Origin of the sequence: Streptomyces sp. NPDC059166 (genome assembly GCF_042755185.1) — a bacterium.
In the GTDB taxonomy this organism is placed as follows: domain Bacteria; phylum Actinomycetota; class Actinomycetes; order Streptomycetales; family Streptomycetaceae; genus Streptomyces.
Genome location: NZ_JBHZCI010000041.1, coordinates 25,095 through 44,339, shown reverse-complemented (window position 1 = coordinate 44,339; position 19,245 = coordinate 25,095). Strand labels below are relative to the sequence as shown.

Here is a 19,245-nt window from a genome sequence, read left to right as displayed (position 1 = left end):
CGAGCTCTCGCCTACTGGTTGTACGGACCGTAGTCGTAGTCCTCCAGCGGGACGGCCTGGCCGGAGCCGGTGCCGAACGGCGAGTAGTCCATGTCGTCGTAGCCGACGGCCGAGTACATCGCGGCCTTGGCCTCCTCGGTCGGCTCGACCCGGATGTTGCGGTAGCGGGAGAGACCCGTACCGGCCGGGATGAGCTTACCGATGATGACGTTCTCCTTGAGGCCGATCAGGGAGTCCGACTTGGCGTTGATCGCCGCGTCGGTCAGGACCCTGGTCGTCTCCTGGAAGGACGCCGCCGACAGCCACGACTCGGTGGCGAGCGAGGCCTTGGTGATACCCATCAGCTGCGGACGGCCGGAGGCGGGGTGACCGCCCTCGGTGACCACACGACGGTTCTCGGTCTCGAACTTCGACCGCTCGACGAGCTCGCCCGGCAGCAGCTCCGCGTCGCCGGACTCGATGATCGTCACACGGCGCAGCATCTGCCGGATGATGATCTCGATGTGCTTGTCGTGGATCGACACACCCTGCGAGTTGTAGACCTTCTGGACCTCGCCGACCAGGTGGACCTGGACCGCGCGCTGACCGAGGATCCGCAGCACGTCGTGCGGGTTCGTGGCACCGACGGTGAGCTTCTGGCCCACCTCGACCGCGTCGCCCTCGCCGACCAGGAGACGGGCACGCTTGGAGATCGGGAACGCCGTCTCCTCGCTGCCGTCGTCCGGGGTGACGACGAGCTTCTTGGTCTTCTCCGTCTCCTCGATACGGACCCGGCCCTTGGCCTCCGAGATCGGGGCGACCCCCTTCGGGGTACGCGCCTCGAAGAGCTCGACGACACGGGGCAGACCCTGGGTGATGTCGTCACCGGCCACACCACCGGTGTGGAAGGTACGCATCGTCAGCTGGGTACCGGGCTCACCGATGGACTGGGCGGCGATGATGCCGACCGCCTCACCGATGTCGACCAGCTTGCCGGTGGCGAGCGAGCGTCCGTAGCAGAAGGCACAGGTGCCGACCGCGGACTCACAGGTCAGGACCGAGCGGGTCTTGACCTCCTCGACGCCGGCGCCCACCAGGGCGTCGATCAGGACGTCACCGAGGTCGACGTTGGCAGGCGCGATGACCTTGCCGTCGACGACGACGTCCTCGGCGAGCATGCGGGCGTAGACCGAGGTCTCGACGTCCTCCGTCTTGCGGAGCACGCCGTCGGCGCCCTTGACGGCGATCTTCAGCTTGAGGCCGCGGTCGGTGCCGCAGTCCTCCTCGCGGATGATCACGTCCTGCGAGACGTCCACCAGACGACGGGTCAGGTAACCCGAGTCGGCGGTACGCAGGGCGGTGTCCGCCAGACCCTTACGGGCACCGTGCGTGGAGATGAAGTACTCCAGAACGGTGAGGCCCTCACGGAAGGACGCCTTGATGGGACGCGGGATCGTCTCGTTCTTGGCGTTGGACACCAGACCACGCATACCGGCGATCTGACGCATCTGCATCATGTTTCCTCGGGCACCCGAGTCAACCATCATGAAGATGGGGTTCGTCTTGGGGAAGTTCGCGTTCATCGCCTCGGCGACCTCGTTGGTCGCCTTGGTCCAGATCGCGATGAGCTCCTGCGTGCGCTCGTCCTTGGTGATCAGACCGCGCTCGTACTGCTTCTGGACCTTCTCGTCCTGCTCCTCGTAGCCCTTGACGATGGCCTTCTTGGCCTCGGGCACGACGACGTCGGAGATGGCCACGGTCACACCGGAGCGGGTCGCCCAGTGGAAACCGGCCGCCTTCAGGTTGTCGAGCGTCGCCGCCACGATGACCTTGGGGTAGCGCTCGGCCAGGTCGTTGACGATCTCGGAGAGCTGCTTCTTGCCCACCGAGTAGTCGACGAACGGGTAGTCCTCGGGCAGCAGCTCGTTGAAGAGCGCGCGGCCCAGGCTCGTACGCAGACGGAAGGTGTCACCCGGCTGGTACTCGGGCTCGCCCTCCTCGGCGACCGGCGGCACCCAGCCACGGGGCGGCATGGTGCCGACCGGGAAGCGGATGTCGACCTTCGCCTGCAGCGACAGCTCGCGGGCGTCGAACGCCATGATCGCCTCGGCCGTGGAACCGAAGGAACGGTCCGCGCCCTTGACGTTGCGGCCCTCGTCGTCCGTGGTGAGGAAGAAGAGGCCCAGCACCATGTCCTGGGTCGGCATGGTGACGGGACGGCCGTCGGCCGGCTTCAGGATGTTGTTCGAGGACAGCATCAGGATGCGGGCCTCGGCCTGCGCCTCCGCGGAGAGCGGCAGGTGCACGGCCATCTGGTCACCGTCGAAGTCCGCGTTGAACGCGGTGCAGACGAGCGGGTGGATCTGGATGGCCTTGCCCTCGACCAGCTGCGGCTCGAAGGCCTGGATGCCGAGGCGGTGCAGGGTGGGCGCACGGTTCAGCAGCACCGGGTGCTCGGCGATGACCTCTTCGAGGACGTCGTACACCACGGTGCGGCCGCGCTCGACCATGCGCTTGGCCGACTTGATGTTCTGCGCGTGGTTCAGGTCCACCAGGCGCTTCATCACGAACGGCTTGAAGAGCTCCAGCGCCATCGCCTTCGGCAGACCGCACTGGTGCAGCTTGAGCTGCGGACCGACGACGATCACGGAACGCGCGGAGTAGTCCACGCGCTTACCGAGGAGGTTCTGGCGGAAACGGCCCTGCTTGCCCTTCAGCATGTCGCTGAGGGACTTCAGGGGGCGGTTACCGGGACCGGTGACCGGGCGACCACGACGACCGTTGTCGAAGAGGGCGTCCACGGCCTCCTGGAGCATGCGCTTCTCGTTGTTCACGATGATCTCGGGCGCGCCGAGGTCGAGAAGCCGCTTCAGGCGGTTGTTGCGGTTGATGACACGGCGGTACAGGTCGTTCAGGTCGGAGGTCGCGAAGCGGCCACCGTCCAGCTGCACCATCGGACGCAGGTCCGGCGGGATGACCGGCACGCAGTCGAGCACCATGCCCTTGGGCTTGTTGCTGGTCTGCAGGAACGCGGAGACGACCTTGAGGCGCTTGAGCGCACGGGTCTTCTTCTGGCCCTTGCCGGTGCGGATGATCTCGCGGAGGCGCTCGGCCTCCTCGTCGAGGTCGAAGGACTCCAGGCGCTTCTGCAGCGCGGCGGCGCCCATGCAGCCGTCGAAGTACGTGCCGAAACGGTCACGCAGCTCGCGGTAGAGCAGCTCGTCGCCCTCGAGGTCCTGGACCTTGAGGTTCTTGAAGCGGCTCCACACCTCGTCGAGACGGTCGATCTCGCGCTGCGCGCGGTCGCGCAGCTGCTTCATCTCGCGCTCGGCACCTTCGCGCACCTTGCGGCGCACGTCGGCCTTGGCACCCTCGGCCTCGAGCTCGGCCAGGTCGGTCTCGAGCTTCTTGGCGCGGTTCTCGAGGTCCGAGTCGCGGCGGTTCTCGATCTGCTGACGCTCGACGGAGACGTGCGCCTCCAGCGACGGGAGGTCGCGCGTGCGGCGCTCCTCGTCGACGAACGTGATCATGTACGCGGCGAAGTAGATGACCTTCTCGAGGTCCTTCGGCGCGAGGTCCAGCAGGTAGCCGAGGCGCGACGGGACGCCCTTGAAGTACCAGATGTGGGTGACGGGAGCGGCAAGCTCGATGTGACCCATGCGCTCACGGCGCACCTTGGCGCGGGTGACCTCGACGCCACAGCGCTCACAGATGATGCCCTTGAAGCGGACACGCTTGTACTTGCCGCAGTAGCACTCCCAGTCCCGGGTCGGACCGAAGATCTTCTCGCAGAAGAGTCCGTCCTTTTCGGGCTTGAGCGTGCGGTAGTTGATGGTCTCCGGCTTCTTCACTTCGCCGTGGGACCAGGTCCGGATGTCGTCCGCGGTGGCAAGGCCGATCCGCAGCTCGTCGAAGAAGTTGACGTCGAGCACTTGTCGTCAATCCCTCTTTCGGGGGTTCGAGCCCCCTCGCGTCACGCGAGAAAACGGGGCACTTCAGCAATGGTCTGAACGGGTCCGGGGAGGGCCGGCCGGATCACTGGGATCCGGCCGGGCAACCCGTCAGACCTCTTCGACGCTGCTCGGCTCGCGCCGGGACAGGTCGATACCGAGCTCCTCCGCCGCGCGGAAGACGTCCTCGTCCGTGTCGCGCATCTCGATGGACATGCCGTCCGAGGACAACACCTCCACGTTGAGGCAGAGCGACTGCATTTCCTTGATGAGCACCTTGAAGGACTCGGGAATGCCCGGCTCGGGGATGTTCTCGCCCTTGACGATCGCCTCGTAGACCTTCACACGGCCCGTGACGTCGTCGGACTTGATCGTCAGCAGTTCCTGGAGGGCGTATGCGGCGCCGTAAGCCTCAAGGGCCCACACCTCCATCTCACCGAATCGCTGCCCACCGAACTGCGCCTTACCACCCAGCGGCTGCTGCGTGATCATGGAGTACGGGCCGGTCGAACGCGCGTGGAGCTTGTCGTCGACCAGGTGGTGCAGCTTGAGGATGTACATGTACCCGACCGAGACCGGGTCCGGGAACGGCTCGCCGGAGCGGCCGTCGAACAGCTGGGCCTTGCCGGAGGGCTGGACCAGCCGGTCGCCGTCGCGGTTCGGGATCGTGGCTCCGAAGAGACCCGAGATCTCGTCCTCGCGCGCACCGTCGAAGACGGGCGTGGCGACGTTGGTGCCGGGGGCGACCTGGTCGGCGCCGATGGCCTGCAGGCGCTGCGCCCACTCGTCACCGAGGCCGGAGACGTCCCAGCCGCGGCTGGCGAGCCAGCCGAGGTGGATCTCCAGGACCTGTCCCGGGTTCATTCGGGACGGGACACCCAGCGGGTTGAGGATGATGTCGACCGGGGTGCCGTCCTCGAGGAAGGGCATGTCCTCGATCGGGAGGATCTTGGAGATGACACCCTTGTTGCCGTGACGGCCGGCGAGCTTGTCACCGTCGGTGATCTTGCGCTTCTGCGCGACGTAGACGCGGACCAGCTGGTTCACGCCCGGCGGCAGCTCGTCGCCCTCTTCGCGGTCGAAGACGCGGACGCCGATGACCTTGCCGATCTCACCGTGCGGCACCTTCAGGGAGGTGTCACGGACCTCGCGCGCCTTCTCACCGAAGATCGCGCGGAGCAGGCGCTCCTCCGGGGTCAGCTCGGTCTCACCCTTGGGCGTGACCTTGCCGACGAGGATGTCGCCGGCGACGACCTCGGCACCGATGCGGATGATGCCGCGCTCGTCGAGGTCGGCGAGGACCTCCTCGGAGACGTTCGGGATGTCCCGGGTGATCTCCTCCGGGCCGAGCTTGGTGTCACGGGCGTCGACCTCGTGCTCCTCGATGTGGATCGAGGAGAGGACGTCGTCCTGCACGAGGCGCTGCGACAGGATGATCGCGTCCTCGTAGTTGTGACCCTCCCACGGCATGAACGCCACGAGCAGGTTCTTGCCGAGCGCCATCTCACCGTTCTCGGTGGCCGGACCGTCGGCGAGGACCTGGCCCTCGATCACCCGGTCGCCCTCGGAGACGACGACCTTCTGGTTGACCGAGGTGCCCTGGTTGGAGCGCGAGAACTTGGCGATGCGGTACGTGGTGTACGTGCCGTCGTCGTTCGTCACGGTGATGTAGTCCGCGGAGACCTCCTGGACCACACCCGCCTTCTCGGCCTTGAGCACGTCGCCGGCGTCGGTGGCACAGCGGTACTCCATGCCGGTGCCGACCAGCGGCGCCTCGCTCTTGATGAGCGGGACGGCCTGACGCATCATGTTCGCGCCCATGAGGGCACGGTTGGCGTCGTCGTGCTCGAGGAACGGGATCATCGCGGTGGCGACGGACACCATCTGGCGCGGCGAGACGTCCATGTAGTCGACGTCGTCACCGGGGATGTAGTCGATCTCGCCGCCACGACGGCGGACGAGGACGCGGGCCTCGGTGAAGCGCATCTCGTCGGACAGCGTCGCGTTCGCCTGGGCGATCACGAAGCGGTCCTCCTCGTCGGCCGTGAGGTAGTCGACGTCGTCGGTGACGACGCCCTCGACGACCTTGCGGTACGGCGTCTCGATGAACCCGAAGGGGTTGATCCGGCCGTAGGAGGCGAGCGAGCCGATCAGACCGATGTTCGGGCCTTCGGGCGTCTCGATCGGGCACATGCGGCCGTAGTGCGACGGGTGGACGTCACGGACCTCGAAGCCGGCCCGCTCACGGGAGAGACCACCCGGGCCGAGGGCGTTCAGACGACGCTTGTGCGTCAGCCCCGACAGCGGGTTGTTCTGGTCCATGAACTGGGACAGCTGGCTGGTGCCGAAGAACTCCTTGATGGAGGCGACGACCGGCCGGATGTTGATCAGGGTCTGCGGCGTGATCGCCTCGACGTCCTGGGTGGTCATGCGCTCGCGCACGACGCGCTCCATGCGGGCGAGACCCGTGCGGACCTGGTTCTGGATCAGCTCACCGACGTTGCGGATACGGCGGTTGCCGAAGTGGTCGATGTCGTCGGTCTCGACCATGATCGAGCGGCCGGACTCGCCGACGGTCTCGGTCTCACCGGCGTGCAGCTTCACCAGGTACTTGATGGACGCGATGATGTCGTCGCTGGTGAGGACACCGGCGTCGAGCGGCTCGTCGGCGCCGAGCTTCTTGTTCACCTTGTAGCGGCCGACCTTCGCGAGGTCGTAGCGCTTCGGGTTGAAGTAGAGGTTCTCGAGCAGCGTCTGAGCGGCCTCGCGCGTGGGCGGCTCGCCCGGGCGCAGCTTGCGGTAGATGTCGAGCAGCGCGTCGTCCTGGCCCTGGGTGTGGTCCTTCTCCAGGGTGGCGCGCATGGACTCGTACTCGCCGAACTCCTCGAGGATCTGCTCGGTGGTCCAGCCGAGAGCCTTCAGAAGGACGGTGACGGACTGCTTGCGCTTGCGGTCGATGCGGACACCGACCATGTCGCGCTTGTCGATCTCCATCTCCAGCCAGGCACCCCGGGACGGGATGATCTTGGCGGAGAAGATGTCCTTGTCGGACGTCTTGTCGATGGAGGAGTCGAAGTAGACACCCGGCGAACGCACGAGCTGCGACACGACGACACGCTCGGTGCCGTTGATGACGAAGGTGCCCTTGTTGGTCATGAGCGGGAAGTCGCCCATGAAGACCGTCTGGGACTTGATCTCGCCGGTCTCGTTGTTGGTGAACTCGGCCGTGACGAAGAGCGGCGCGGCGTACGTGAAGTCGCGCTCCTTGCACTCGTCGATCGAGTTCTTCGGGGGCTCGAAGCGGTGGTCGCGGAACGTGAGCGACATCGACCCGGAGAAGTCCTCGATGGGGGAGATCTCCTCGAAGATCTCTTCCAGGCCGGACTTGGTGGGGACGTCTTGTCCGCTGTCCAGAGCAGCCTCGACGCGAGCCTTCCAGGCGGCGTTGCCGAGGAGCCAGTCAAAGCTCTCGGTCTGCAGCGCGAGGAGGTTCGGAACCTCGAGGGGCTCCTTGATCTTTGCAAAAGAGATGCGCAGCGGGGCGGTGCTGGCACCGTTGTTCGTATTCGAGGTCGAGGCGTTGCGCGAGGCGGCCAAGAGGGGGTCCTTCCGAGGGCTCGGACTCACTACGCGCGTACCGGCCCCAAGCCACGCACAGAGACAGAGATCCCAGGTCAGGGAAGGTCCGGCATCGATGCTAGGCGTGGGCATGCCCCTGGTGACGGGCAGGAGGCAGCTAACAGGCAGCGCAAAGGGTCAGTGTAGCCAAGTGGCACACTGATGTCCAGTCGGGGTTCTCAGAGACCCACGTTGCTCTCAACAGCTGTTCTCAACACCTATGAATCGCCCTCGCGCTGTGTGCGCTCTTCTTTACTGCCCTCTTCGCTCTCGATCCATGCCTCGGATGCGGATCGAGATGACGACGCGTCCTGAGAATTGCGCGCCGCGTGCGGTTCGTCAAGGCCCCGGGGGCCCCGGCGGACGACCGGCGATCTTCACCTGGGCCGGAAGGACGCCTGTTGACGCCTCACGGCGCTCCGGAGAAACGCACGGCGAAGATCACCCTACTCGCCGCGCGCGGAAGTTCAAGGCAGCCTCCGGGGGCACGCCAAAGGGCGACCACCCGGATGGGTGATCGCCCTTTGCGATGTGACATCCCCGCCTCGCGGCAGAGAGGGTCCTGAGGAGTCAGAGGACTCGCAGGGTCACTTGACCTCGACGGAGGCGCCGGCGGCCTTGAGGGACTCGGCAGCCTTGTCGGCGGCCTCCTTCGCGACCTTCTCGAGGACCGGCTTCGGGGTGCCGTCGACGAGGTCCTTGGCCTCCTTCAGGCCCAGCGAGGTCAGCTCACGCACGACCTTGATGACCTGGATCTTCTTCTCGCCGGCGCCGGTGAGGATGACGTCGAACTCGTCCTGCTCGGCAGCGGCCTCGGCGGCCGGGGCACCCGGGCCCGCGACGGCGACGGCGGCCGGGGCGGCGGCGGTGACGTCGAACTTCTCCTCGAAGGCCTTCACGAACTCGGAGAGCTCGATGAGGGTCATCTCTTCGAACTGCGCGAGCAGGTCGTCCTGGGACAGCTTCGCCATGACAGGCGTCCTTCCACTATTCGGCAGGTGCCGGATGTATATGTCGGCGGGCGTACGTGGAGCCCGCTGGACCGCTGAGCGTGATTACTCTGCGGCCTCGGCGGGAGCCGGAGTACCGGCACCGCCCTGCTCTTCCTTCTTGGCACGAAGCGCTTCCGCGGTGCGGACGAACTTCGAGGGCAGCGCCTGGAAGAGTGCGGCAGCCTGAGACTGCTTGCCCTTCATGGCACCGGCCAGCTTGGAGAGCAGAACCTCGCGGGACTCGAGGTCCGCGAGCTTCTTGATCTCATCGGCGGACAGCGCCTTACCGTCAAGGACACCGCCCTTGATGATGAGGTTGGGGTTGTCCTTGGCGAAGTCACGAAGACCCTTCGCCGACTCCACCGGGTCACCGGTGACGAAGGCAACCGCCGTCGGACCCGTGAACAGGTCGTCCAGCGCGTTGATCCCGGCCTCGTTGGCCGCAATCTTGGTCAGCGTGTTCTTCACCACGGCGTACTGGGCGTTCTCACCGAGCGAACGGCGCAGCTGCTTGAGCTGTGCCACGGTGAGACCCCGGTACTCGGTCAGCACGGCGGCGTTCGAGCTGCGGAACTGGTCCGTCAGCTCGGCTACCGCGGCAGCCTTGTCGGGCCTTGCCATGAGCGTCGGCCTCCTTCCGGGTGATGAGGACCGCTCAGAAGGGGCCGGGAAAGAAAAAACGCCCCGGCGCAGGCGCCAGGGCACAGCTCGACCGGATCGAGATCCAGGAGCTTTCCACAGTCACCTGCGCAGGTCGCCCGTTCTTGACGGATCCTTCGGTCGCCGCTCCCTCTTGCGAGGACACGGCAACGACCAGCGGTCTTTGGCTTCCTGATGAGCGTACGCGACTCGGGCCGTTCGGAGCAAATCCGTCCCGGTTCGCCCCCCGGACGAGGTTTATCGGCTGCTGGGACGGTCCGGGAATACCGCGTGCAGCGCCGGCCGGACACGCGGACGGGCCCCGCGCTCTCCGAGGAGACCGCGGGGCCCGTCCCATGCCGTCGACGCGGCTACCGGGTGAGCACGAGGGCTCAGACGGCGGCCGGGTCCTCCTCGACGAGGAGGTTGCGCGTGCGGTTGGCGTCCAGCGGGATGCCGGGGCCCATCGTCGTCGTCATGGTCGCCTTCTTGATGAAGCGGCCCTTGGCGGCGGACGGCTTCAGACGGAGGATCTCCTCCAGGGCGGCGCCGTAGTTCTCGACCAGCTTCGTGTCATCGAAAGAGGTCTTTCCGATGATGAAGTGCAGGTTCGAGTGCTTGTCGACGCGGAACTCGATCTTTCCGCCCTTGATGTCGTTGACAGCCTTGACGACATCGGGGGTGACGGTGCCGGTCTTCGGGTTCGGCATCAGACCACGCGGACCGAGCACGCGGCCCAGGCGGCCGACCTTGCCCATGAGGTCCGGCGTGGCGACGACGGCGTCGAAGTCCAGACGGCCCTTCGCCACCTCGTCGATGAGCTCGTCGGCGCCGACGATGTCGGCGCCCGCGGCTTCCGCGGCCGCAGCACGGTCACCGGTCGCGAAGACCAGGACCCGGGCGGTCTTGCCGGTGCCGTGCGGGAGGTTCACGGTGCCACGGACCATCTGGTCGGCCTTGCGCGGGTCAACACCCAGGCAGAACGCGACCTCGACGGTGCCGTCGAACTTCGTGGTGGCGGTGTCCTTGGCGAGACGGACGGCCTCGAGCGGGGCGTAGGTACGCTCCCGGTCGATCTTCGCGTCCGCAGCGCGGAGGTTCTTGCTGCGCTTCACTTCTGCTCCTGATGATTTCAGAGTGTGGAGTCGTGGTGCGGACCAGCGCTTGGTCCTACCACTGAGGGGCTACGAGGGCTGACTCAGCCTTCGACCGTGATGCCCATGGAACGGGCGGTGCCAGCGATGATCTTCGACGCGGCGTCGAGGTCGTTGGCGTTCAGGTCGGGGAGCTTGGTCGTGGCGATCTCGCGGACCTGGTCGGCCGTGAGCTTGGCGACCTTGGTCTTGTGCGGCTCGCCGGAGCCCTTCTCCACGCCCGCGGCCTTCAGGATCAGCTTGGCGGCCGGCGGAGTCTTGGTGATGAAGGTGAAGGAGCGGTCCTCGTAGACCGTGATCTCCACCGGCACGACCATGCCACGCTGCGACTCGGTCGCGGCGTTGTAGGCCTTGCAGAACTCCATGATGTTGACGCCGTGCTGGCCCAGCGCGGGACCGACCGGCGGGGCCGGGTTGGCCGCACCGGCGTTGATCTGGAGCTTGATAAGCCCCGTGACCTTCTTCTTCTTGGGAGGCATTGCTCTCTCCGGGTCCTAGTGAGAGTGTTTCGCCGCCAATCCGGTCATCCGGATGGAGGCATACCGCACAACGATAACGGGTATAGCTGCGCGACCAAAAACCGAGCAGGTCAGACCGGCTGCGAAGCCCGTCTGACCTGCTCGGTAGGCATGTGTCCAGATGTCGGCGGAAAGCCGTCAGTTCTTCTGGATCTGGTCGAAGCTGAGCTCGACCGGGGTCTCGCGACCGAAGATCTCGACGAGGCCCTTGACCTTCTTCGAGTCGGCGTTGATCTCGTTGATCGTGGCCTGGAGGGTCGCGAACGGGCCGTCGGTGACGGTGACCGAGTCGCCCACCTCGAAGTCCAGGACCTGGACCTCGACCTTGCGGGCCGGTGCCGGCTTGCCCTCGGCCTCGGCGGCCTCACGGGCGGCCTTCTCCTCGGCCTCGGGGGCGAGCATCTTGACGATCTCGTCCAGGGTCAGCGGGTACGGGTCGTAGGCGTTGCCCACGAAGCCGGTGACGCCGGGCGTGTTGCGGACAACACCCCAGGACTCGTTCGTCAGGTCCATGCGCACCAGGACGTATCCCGGGAGCTTGTTCTGACGGACGTTCTTCCGCTCACCGTTCTTGATCTGGACGATCTCTTCCTCGGGCACCTCGGCCTGGTAGATGAAGTCCTCGACGTTGAGCGAGACGGCGCGCTGCTCCAGGTTGGCCTTCACGCGCTTCTCGTAGCCGGCGTACGTGTGGATGACGTACCACTCGCCGGGAAGTCCGCGCAGCTCCTCGCGGAGGGCGGTGACGGCGTCGACCGGGGCGGCTTCCTCAGCGGGCTCGGCGTCGGACTCGTCCGCGGCCTCGACGGCCTCGTCGTCCTCATCCTCGTCGGACTCGGCGCGCACGGCATCCTGCTCGGCGGGCTCGCCGGCGGCGGCGTCAGCAGCTTCGACCTGGTCCGGGGCCACGGCATCCGCCGCCTCGACGATGTCGAGCTCGTCCTCGGCGGACTCGACGGCGCTCGCCGTGGGCTCGGCGTCGTCGTTCAGGTTCGGGTCAGACACGATGGCTGCTTCTTCCTGGATACATATGGGTGGAACATGCGAAAGGGGCGCCGGTGAGGCGCCCTCCGCGGGATCAGCCGAAGACGTACTTGATGACCCGCGCGAATCCGAAGTCAATCACGGTGACGAGACCGATCATGACGACCACGAACACGATCACCACGGCTGTGTAGGTCGACAGCTGGCTGCGCGTAGGCCAGACGACCTTGCGGAGCTCGGCGACGATCTGGCGGTAGAAAAGCGCGAGACGGCCCAGAGGGCCCTTCTTTCCGCGCTTGCCGCCCTTGCGTGTCTTCTTCGACTCGGGGGCTTCGTCCTCGGCATCAGGCATGTCGATGGAGCCCACGGCGTCCGTCACGCTACTCACCTGATTCCGGGTCGTGGCCGTGCCGCGCCCGGTGGAGCCGCACGGCGGTGCATTGAAGTACGTACATGCGCACACATCCTGGCGAAGGAGTGTGTAGCAGGGCCGGAGGGACTTGAACCCCCAACCGCTGGTTTTGGAGACCAGTGCTCTACCAATTGAGCTACGACCCTTTGTGGTGTCCACCAACCTACCGCATCTCCCCCCGTGGTTCGGTGGGGAAACGGTGTGGCTGATGAAGGCCAACGACAGGTGAGTGTACGTGTTCAGGGGCCCCGCGTCGAACAGACAACTACCGACCGGTCCTGTCCGGATGCTGTCCGAACCCTGTCCGGTCCCTGAAACCCCTGTGCCACGGGGATTTACGGTCTGGGAACATGGGGGACATGAGCGCTGCAACTTCTCCGTCCGAGCGCCGGGTCTCGGCCCGCGTCGGTGCGATCTCCGAGTCCGCCACCCTCGCCGTCGACGCCAAGGCCAAGGCACTGAAGGCCGCCGGGCGTCCGGTGATCGGCTTCGGCGCCGGCGAGCCCGACTTCCCGACCCCCGGCTACATCGTGGACGCCGCGATCGAGGCGTGCCGCAACCCGAAGTACCACCGCTACACCCCGGCGGGCGGGCTCCCCGAGCTCAAGGCCGCCATCGTGGCGAAGACGCTGCGCGACTCCGGCTACGAGATCGACGCCTCCCAGGTCCTGGTGACCAACGGCGGCAAGCAGGCCATCTACGAGGCCTTCGCCGCGGTCCTCGACCCGGGCGACGAGGTCATCGTCCCCGCCCCGTACTGGACCACCTACCCCGAGTCGATCCGGCTCGCCGGCGGTGTCCCGGTCGAGGTCGTCGCCGACGAGACCACCGGCTACCGGGTCTCCGTCGAGCAGCTGGAGGCGGCGCGCACCGAGCGCACGAAGGTCGTCCTGTTCGTCTCGCCGTCGAACCCGACGGGCGCCGTGTACACCGAGGCCGAGACCGAGGCCATCGGCCGCTGGGCCGTCGAGCACGGCCTGTGGGTCATGACGGACGAGATCTACGAGCACCTCGTGTACGGCGGCGCCGCGAGCGCCTCGCTCCCCGCGGTCGTGCCCGAGCTGCGCGACAAGTGCATCGTGGTCAACGGTGTCGCCAAGACCTACGCGATGACCGGCTGGCGGGTCGGCTGGATCATCGGCCCGAAGGACATCGTCAAGGCCGCGACCAACCTGCAGTCGCACGCCACCTCCAACGTCAGCAACGTCGCCCAGGCGGCGGCGCTGGCGGCGGTCTCGGGACCGCTGGACGCGGTCGCCGAGATGCGGTCGGCCTTCGACCGCCGGCGTAAGACGATCGTGCGCATGCTCAACGAGATCGAGGGCGTCCTCTGCCCCGAGCCCGAGGGGGCGTTCTACGCCTACCCGTCGGTGAAGGGCCTGCTCGGCAAGGAGATCCGGGGCAAGCGTCCCGCGGACTCCGTCGAGCTCGCGGCGCTCATCCTGGACGAGGCCGAGGTCGCCGTGGTGCCGGGCGAGGCGTTCGGCACGCCGGGTTACCTGCGCCTGTCCTACGCGCTGGGCGACGACGACCTCGTCGAGGGTGTCTCGCGGCTCCAGAAGCTGCTGGGCGAGGCGCGCGACTGATCGCGCACCCTGGTTCACAAGTGGTCCCCGGCTCGCGCCGGGGACCACTTTTGTGTTCGAGGCATAACCCGGAAGGGAATCCGGCTACCGCGGGGCCCCGCGGATGCGGCAAGATCCCTGAATGGAGCGTGACGTACGGCGACTGCCCAAGGCCCATCTGCACCTGCACTTCACCGGGTCGATGCGCCCGACGACCCTGCTCGAACTGGCGGACAAGTACGGGGTCCGCCTGCCCGATGCGCTGACGAGCGGGGAGCCACCCGAGCTCAGGGCCACGGACGAACGCGGCTGGTTCCGCTTCCAGCGCCTCTACGACATCGCCCGGTCCTGTCTGCGCGCACCCGAGGACATCCAGCGGCTGGTGCGCGAGACCGCCATGGAGGACGTCGCGGACGGCTCCGGCTGGCTGGAGATCCAGGTCGACCCCACGTCGTACGCCCCGCTGCTCGGCGGGCTCATCCCGGCCATCGAGATCATCCTGGACGCCGTGGACAGCGCGGCGAGGGAGACCGGGCTGGGGATCAGGGTGGTCATCGCCGCGAACCGGATGAAGCACCCGCTGGACGCCCGGACGCTGGCGAGGCTCGCCGTCCGCTACGCAGACCGGGGCGTGATCGGCTTCGGGCTCTCCAACGACGAACGCCGCGGCATGGCCAGGGACTTCGACCGCGCCTTCGCCATCGCCCGCGAGGGCGGTCTGCTCGCGGCGCCGCACGGCGGCGAGCTGGCGGGGCCGTCGAGCGTGCGGGACTGCCTCGACGACCTCGACGCGGCCCGGATCGGCCACGGCGTGCGGGCGGCCGAGGACCCGAGACTGCTGCGCAGGCTCGCGGAGCGCGGGGTGACCTGCGAGGTCTGCCCGGCGTCCAACGTGGCTCTGGGCGTCTACGAGAAGCCCTCCGACGTACCCTTGCGCACTCTGTTCGACGCGGGGGTGCCGATGGCGCTCGGCGCGGACGACCCGCTGCTGTTCGGCTCCCGTCTGGCCGCGCAGTACGAACTCGTGCGCCGCCACCACGCGTTCACCGACGAGGAGCTCGCCGAGCTGGCACGTCAGTCGGTACGGGCGTCGGTGGCCCCGCCCGAGGTGCGGGAGAGGCTGCTGGACGGCATCGACGCCTGGATCGTCGGCTGATCCCGCCGGCAGCGTGCGCGCCGGGGCGGCCGCGAACTCGTCATGGGGCTCCCGGGGTGCGGCGCCGGTGAGGCGGGGCGGGACACCCGTGGACGTGCGGGGGCGGCCGTGAGTGGCCCCGGTGCGGCCGCCCAGGCCGCACCGCCGTCCTACAGGTCGACGCCGACCGTCACCGGTTCGTTGACGAGGGTCACTCCGAAGGCGTCGCGCACCCCGGCGACGACCTCCCGGGCCAGGGCGAGGAGGTCCTCGGTGGTGGCGCCGCCCCGGTTGGTCAGGGCGAGGGTGTGCTTGGTGGAGATGCGGGCGGGCCCCGTGCCGTACCCCTTGGTGAAGCCCGCCTTGTCGATGAGCCAGGCCGCGGAGGTCTTCACCCGTCCGTCGCCGGCCGGGAAGGCGGGGGGCGTGACGTCCGCGCCCAGGCGCTCGGCGACCCGGGCCAGGAAGGCGTTGTGCTCGGCCTCGTCCAGGATGGGGTTGGTGAAGAAGGACCCGGCCGACCAGGTGTCGTGGTCCTCCGGGTCGAGCACCATGCCCTTGCCCGCCCTCAGCCTGAGGACGGTCTCGCGGGCGGAGGCGAGGGGCACGCGCTCCCCCTGCTCGACGCCCATGGCCCGCGCCGTCTCCGGGTAGCGCAGCGGCGCGGACAGCCCGCCCGCGTCCTCCAGGCCGAACCGGACACGCAGCACGACGAAGCGGTCGGGGGCGGCCTTGAAGCGGCTGTGGCGGTAGGAGAACGCGCAGTCCTCGTCGGCGAGGGTGACCGTCCGGCCGGTCGTCCGGTCGTAGGCGACGACCTCGGTGATGACCGAGGACACCTCCTGACCGTAGGCGCCGACGTTCTGGATGGGTGTCGCCCCCGCGGATCCCGGGATCCCGGCGAGGCACTCGATGCCTGCCAGGCCCGCCTCGACGGTGCGGGCGACGGCGTCGGTCCACACCTCACCGGCGGCGAGTTCGAGCTCCGTGCCGGAGAGCTCGAAGCCCTCGGTGGCGATGCGGAGCACCGTCCCGTCGAAGCCCTTGTCCCCGATGACCAGGTTGGAACCACCGCCGACGACCAGGAGCGGGGTGCCGCTGTCATCGGCCTCGCGTACGGCGGCGATCACCTCGTCGTCCGTGGTGGCCGTCAGGAGCCGGGCGGCCGGGCCGCCGAGCCGGAAGGTGGTCAGGGGGGCGAGGGGAGCGTCGTGGAGTTCCTGCACGGGACAAGAGTACGGTCCGCGCTCCGCGCCTCCGGGCAGGGCCACGGACGCGCGGAGGGCGCCCTCCCCGATGGGGACGGCGCCCTCGTCTCGCGGGCGGGGCCGCTCCTCAGGCGAGGCGGACGACCGCGCGGGACATGCCCAGCACCTTCTTGTCGTCGCTCGTCGCCGTCAGGTCGACGCGCACCAGGTTGTCGTCCAGCTTGGCGGCCACCTTGGCGCTGACCTCGACGACCGCGCCGGTCTCGTCGTTCGGTACGACGACCGGCTTCGTGAAGCGCACGCCGTACTCGACGACCGCGCCCGGGTCGCCGGCCCAGTCGGTGACCACACGGATCGCCTCGGCCATCGTGAACATGCCGTGCGCGATGACGTCCGGCAGGCCGACCTCGCGGGCGAACTTCTCGTTCCAGTGGATCGGGTTGAAGTCGCCGGAGGCTCCCGCGTACCGCACCAGTGTGGCCCTCGTCACAGGGAACGACTGCGCCGGCAGCTCGGTGCCGACCTCGACGGACCCGTATGCGATGTTCGCCGTCATCACGCCTCCTCGGCGGCCCGCGCCACCAGCTTGGTCCACGCGGTCACCACGTGTTCACCGGACTCGTCGTGGACCTCGCCCCGGATGTCCAGGATGTCGTTGCCCGCCATCGACTTGATGCCCTCGATGGTGGAGGTCACCGTCAGCCTGTCGCCGGCCCGCACGGGACGCGTGTAGGCGAACTTCTGGTCACCGTGCACCACGCGGCTGTAGTCCAGACCCAGCTGGGGATCCTCGATGACCTGGCCCGCGGCCTTGAAGGTGATGGAGAAGACGAACGTCGGCGGGGCGATCACGTCGGAATGCCCCAGCGCCTTGGCGGCGTCCGGATCCACGTACGCGGAGTTGGCGTCTCCCACCGCCTCCGCGAACTCCCGGATCTTCTCCCGGCCGACCTCGTAGGCGGGGGTGGGCGGATAGGTCCGCCCCACGAAGGACTGGTCGAGCGCCATGAGCCCGGTACCTCCTGATGAAATCGACTGTGGGCGAGGGACCCAATACAACGACACGAGGCCGCCCCCAGTGGGGACGGCCTCGTGTACGAGCCTGTTTCAGCGCGTTTCGCGGTGCGCGGTGTGCGAGTTGCAGCGCGGGCAGTGCTTCTTCATCTCAAGACGGTCCGGGTTGTTACGCCGGTTCTTCTTGGTGATGTAGTTCCGCTCCTTGCACTCCACGCAGGCCAGCGTGATCTTCGGGCGGACGTCGGTGGCAGCCACGTGAGTGCTCCTTGGACGGACGGATTGACGGATGAACGCATAAAAGGGTAGCCGATCGAAGGACCGACCCCACAATCGGCTACCGTTAGTAGCGGTGACCGGACTTGAACCGGTGACACAGCGATTATGAGCCGCTTGCTCTACCGACTGAGCTACACCGCTTTGATGCCGGGATCCCCCGCCGAAGCGGGTTCACCCGGTCACCAGAGCCCCAATGCGGAATCGAACCGCAGACCTTCTCCTTACCATGGAGACGCTCTACCGACTGAGCTATTGGGGCGAGCGAGGAAGACATTACACGGTCTGTCGCCGATCGCCCAAATCCGTTTCCGCGGCCCGCACCGAACCCCGCCGGAGCCCGGCGCCGACCCCCCTGATCAGGCCCTTGATCAGCCCGTACGCGATCTCGGCGGGCGGATCCACCGGGCCTCGCGACGCCCCTCCCCGGGACGCCCACGGGCAGCCACATTCGTGCGACTAATCGCCCGCTCCCCGGGACGGGCGGGGCTCCGCCCTAGGCTCGGCCCACCCGGCGTGATCTTGTGATCCATCCAGGAGCGGCTCGATGCCCGACAGCCCCAGCGACGCGCCCTCCCTCCTGCTGAGCGGCGCCCGGCTCACGGACGGGCGCACCGTCGACGTACGGATCTCCGGACCCCGCATCGAGGCGGTGGGCACCGCGGGCAGCCTCACCACCCGCGGGACCCGGCTGGACCTGCGCGGCCACCTCCTGCTGCCCGCTCCCGTCGAGCCCCACGCCCACCTGGACACGGCCCTCACCGGCGCCGCGGACGGCCCTCCCCCGCAGCGGCCCGAGGACGTGCGGCGCCGGGTGACCGAGGCGGCTCTGCTCCAGACCGCCCACGGGGCGACCGCGCTGCGCACCCACGTACGTGTCGGCGACGCCCAGGGCCTCGGGCGCCTCGACGGCGTCCTGGGCGCCGCCCGCTCACTCACGGGACTCACCGAACTGACCGTGGTCGCCGTGCCCGGGCCTCTCACCGGCCGGGCGGGCGCGGACGGCCTCGCCCTGCTGCGGGAGGCCCTGGACAGGGGCGCGGCCGTGATCGGCGGCGACCCCGACCGCGATCCGGACCCCACCGGGCACGCGGAGGCGGCCCTCGGCCTGGCCGCCGCCCGCGGGCTCCCCGCCGACCTGCACACCGACGGCACGGACACCGTCCGGCTCGCGCGGCTGGCGTCGATGGCGGGCGAGCTGCGGACGGAGGTCGCCCTGGGCCCCTGCACGGGCCTCTCGCTGCTCCCCGGCGACGAGGCCGCCCGCGCCGCCGAGCGGCTCTCCGCGGCCGCCGTGACGGTGATCTGCCTCCCTCAGGGCGGCTGCTCCGGGACCCCGCTGCGCGGATCGCCTCCCGTCAGGCTGCTGAGTGCGGCCGGCGTGCGGGTGGCGGCGGGCGGCGGAGCCCTGAGGGACGGTTTCAACCCGGTCGGCCGCGGCGACCCCCTGGAAGCCGCCTACCTCCTCGCCTCCCAGTGCGGCCTCGCACCGGAGGACGCCTACGAATCCGTCTCCACGAGCGCCCGGGCGGCGCTGGGCCTGCCGGCCACGCACGTCCAGGCCGGATTCCCGGCGGAACTCCTCGCCGTCCGGGGGGACGGGCTGCCCGGCGCGCTCTCCCTCGCGTACAGCCGGATCGTGGTGCACCGGGGCCGGGTGGTGGCCAGGACCAGCGCCGTACGGGAGTACCGCGACTCCGGTGCCGCCGCCGCGGCCCTGGACCTCCCGCGTCAGGGACGGGCGGATTCCGGCCCCGGCGGCGGGCCTTGAGCACCGGCCGCGCCGGCGGCGTACGGTCGG

General features: G+C 68.3%; 15 protein-coding genes and 3 tRNA genes. 3 read left to right on the top strand and 15 right to left on the bottom strand.

The genetic code is table 11. The annotated features are described in order from the left end of the window. Positions 1-11 precede the first annotated feature (11 nt). From ACFXOA_RS26375 to ACFXOA_RS26335, 9 genes are all read right to left on the bottom strand, one after another. The gene (locus tag ACFXOA_RS26375; protein WP_385033434.1) at positions 12-3,911 is read right to left on the bottom strand and encodes a DNA-directed RNA polymerase subunit beta'; all 3,900 of its coding nucleotides are present in this window, start codon (positions 3,909-3,911) and stop codon (positions 12-14) included. A gap of 129 nt (positions 3,912-4,040) precedes the next feature. After that, the gene (rpoB, locus tag ACFXOA_RS26370; protein ID WP_385033431.1) at positions 4,041-7,526 is read right to left on the bottom strand and encodes a DNA-directed RNA polymerase subunit beta; all 3,486 of its coding nucleotides are present in this window, start codon (positions 7,524-7,526) and stop codon (positions 4,041-4,043) included. 608 nt (positions 7,527-8,134) lie between these two features. Further along, positions 8,135-8,518, bottom strand: coding sequence for a 50S ribosomal protein L7/L12 (gene rplL, locus ACFXOA_RS26365; protein WP_362552619.1), 384 nt, complete (start codon positions 8,516-8,518; stop codon positions 8,135-8,137). 84 nt (positions 8,519-8,602) lie between these two features. Then, complete coding sequence (gene rplJ / locus ACFXOA_RS26360) at positions 8,603-9,160, bottom strand: 50S ribosomal protein L10 (RefSeq protein WP_385033427.1); 558 nt, start codon at positions 9,158-9,160, stop codon at positions 8,603-8,605. A gap of 410 nt (positions 9,161-9,570) precedes the next feature. Next, entirely contained in the window at positions 9,571-10,293 is a 723-nt protein-coding gene (gene rplA, locus ACFXOA_RS26355) for a 50S ribosomal protein L1 (protein ID WP_362552613.1), read from the bottom strand. 83 nt (positions 10,294-10,376) lie between these two features. Next, complete coding sequence (gene rplK, locus ACFXOA_RS26350; RefSeq protein ID WP_073220156.1) at positions 10,377-10,811, bottom strand: 50S ribosomal protein L11; 435 nt, start codon at positions 10,809-10,811, stop codon at positions 10,377-10,379. Between the two features lie 177 nt (positions 10,812-10,988). Beyond that, complete coding sequence (gene nusG, locus ACFXOA_RS26345) at positions 10,989-11,855, bottom strand: transcription termination/antitermination protein NusG (protein WP_385033424.1); 867 nt, start codon at positions 11,853-11,855, stop codon at positions 10,989-10,991. A gap of 73 nt (positions 11,856-11,928) precedes the next feature. Then, positions 11,929-12,213: a preprotein translocase subunit SecE gene (gene secE, locus ACFXOA_RS26340; protein WP_362552607.1), complete on the bottom strand. Its 285-nt coding sequence runs from the start codon at positions 12,211-12,213 to the stop codon at positions 11,929-11,931. A gap of 106 nt (positions 12,214-12,319) precedes the next feature. Further along, a tRNA-Trp gene (locus ACFXOA_RS26335) sits at positions 12,320-12,392 on the bottom strand. Positions 12,393-12,605: 213 nt separating this feature from the next. Here ACFXOA_RS26335 and ACFXOA_RS26330 point away from each other — a divergent pair. Both ACFXOA_RS26330 and ACFXOA_RS26325 read left to right on the top strand, forming a co-directional pair. Next, positions 12,606-13,832, top strand: a complete 1,227-nt coding sequence (locus ACFXOA_RS26330) for a pyridoxal phosphate-dependent aminotransferase (RefSeq protein WP_385033420.1) — start codon at positions 12,606-12,608, stop codon at positions 13,830-13,832. A 121-nt stretch (positions 13,833-13,953) separates the two neighbouring features. Further along, complete coding sequence (locus tag ACFXOA_RS26325; protein WP_385033417.1) at positions 13,954-14,967, top strand: adenosine deaminase; 1,014 nt, start codon at positions 13,954-13,956, stop codon at positions 14,965-14,967. A gap of 149 nt (positions 14,968-15,116) precedes the next feature. Here the strand turns inward: ACFXOA_RS26325 and ACFXOA_RS26320 are convergent, their stop codons facing one another. The 6 genes from ACFXOA_RS26320 to ACFXOA_RS26295 form a co-directional block, all read right to left on the bottom strand. Then, positions 15,117-16,172 (bottom strand): UDP-N-acetylmuramate dehydrogenase, encoded by a 1,056-nt coding sequence (locus ACFXOA_RS26320; protein WP_385033414.1) that lies wholly within the window; start codon positions 16,170-16,172, stop codon positions 15,117-15,119. A 109-nt stretch (positions 16,173-16,281) separates the two neighbouring features. Then, positions 16,282-16,710: a MaoC family dehydratase gene (locus tag ACFXOA_RS26315; protein ID WP_385033411.1), complete on the bottom strand. Its 429-nt coding sequence runs from the start codon at positions 16,708-16,710 to the stop codon at positions 16,282-16,284. Further along, positions 16,710-17,162 carry a MaoC family dehydratase N-terminal domain-containing protein gene (locus ACFXOA_RS26310; RefSeq protein ID WP_385033409.1) on the bottom strand — a complete coding sequence of 151 codons (453 nt, stop codon included), beginning with the start codon at positions 17,160-17,162 and terminating at the stop codon, positions 16,710-16,712. Before ACFXOA_RS26310 ends, ACFXOA_RS26315 begins: the two co-directional genes overlap by 1 nt. A gap of 99 nt (positions 17,163-17,261) precedes the next feature. Then, a complete protein-coding gene (gene rpmG, locus ACFXOA_RS26305) occupies positions 17,262-17,426 on the bottom strand; it encodes a 50S ribosomal protein L33 (RefSeq protein WP_003956487.1) in 165 nt (54 codons plus the stop codon). An 89-nt stretch (positions 17,427-17,515) separates the two neighbouring features. Then, positions 17,516-17,588: transfer RNA gene (locus ACFXOA_RS26300), tRNA-Met, on the bottom strand. 45 nt (positions 17,589-17,633) lie between these two features. Continuing rightward, positions 17,634-17,706, bottom strand: a tRNA-Thr gene (locus tag ACFXOA_RS26295). Positions 17,707-17,991: 285 nt separating this feature from the next. Between ACFXOA_RS26295 and ACFXOA_RS26290 the strand changes: the two genes are divergently transcribed. Beyond that, positions 17,992-19,215 carry an amidohydrolase family protein gene (locus ACFXOA_RS26290; protein WP_385033406.1) on the top strand — a complete coding sequence of 408 codons (1,224 nt, stop codon included), beginning with the start codon at positions 17,992-17,994 and terminating at the stop codon, positions 19,213-19,215. Positions 19,216-19,245: the final 30 nt, after the last annotated feature.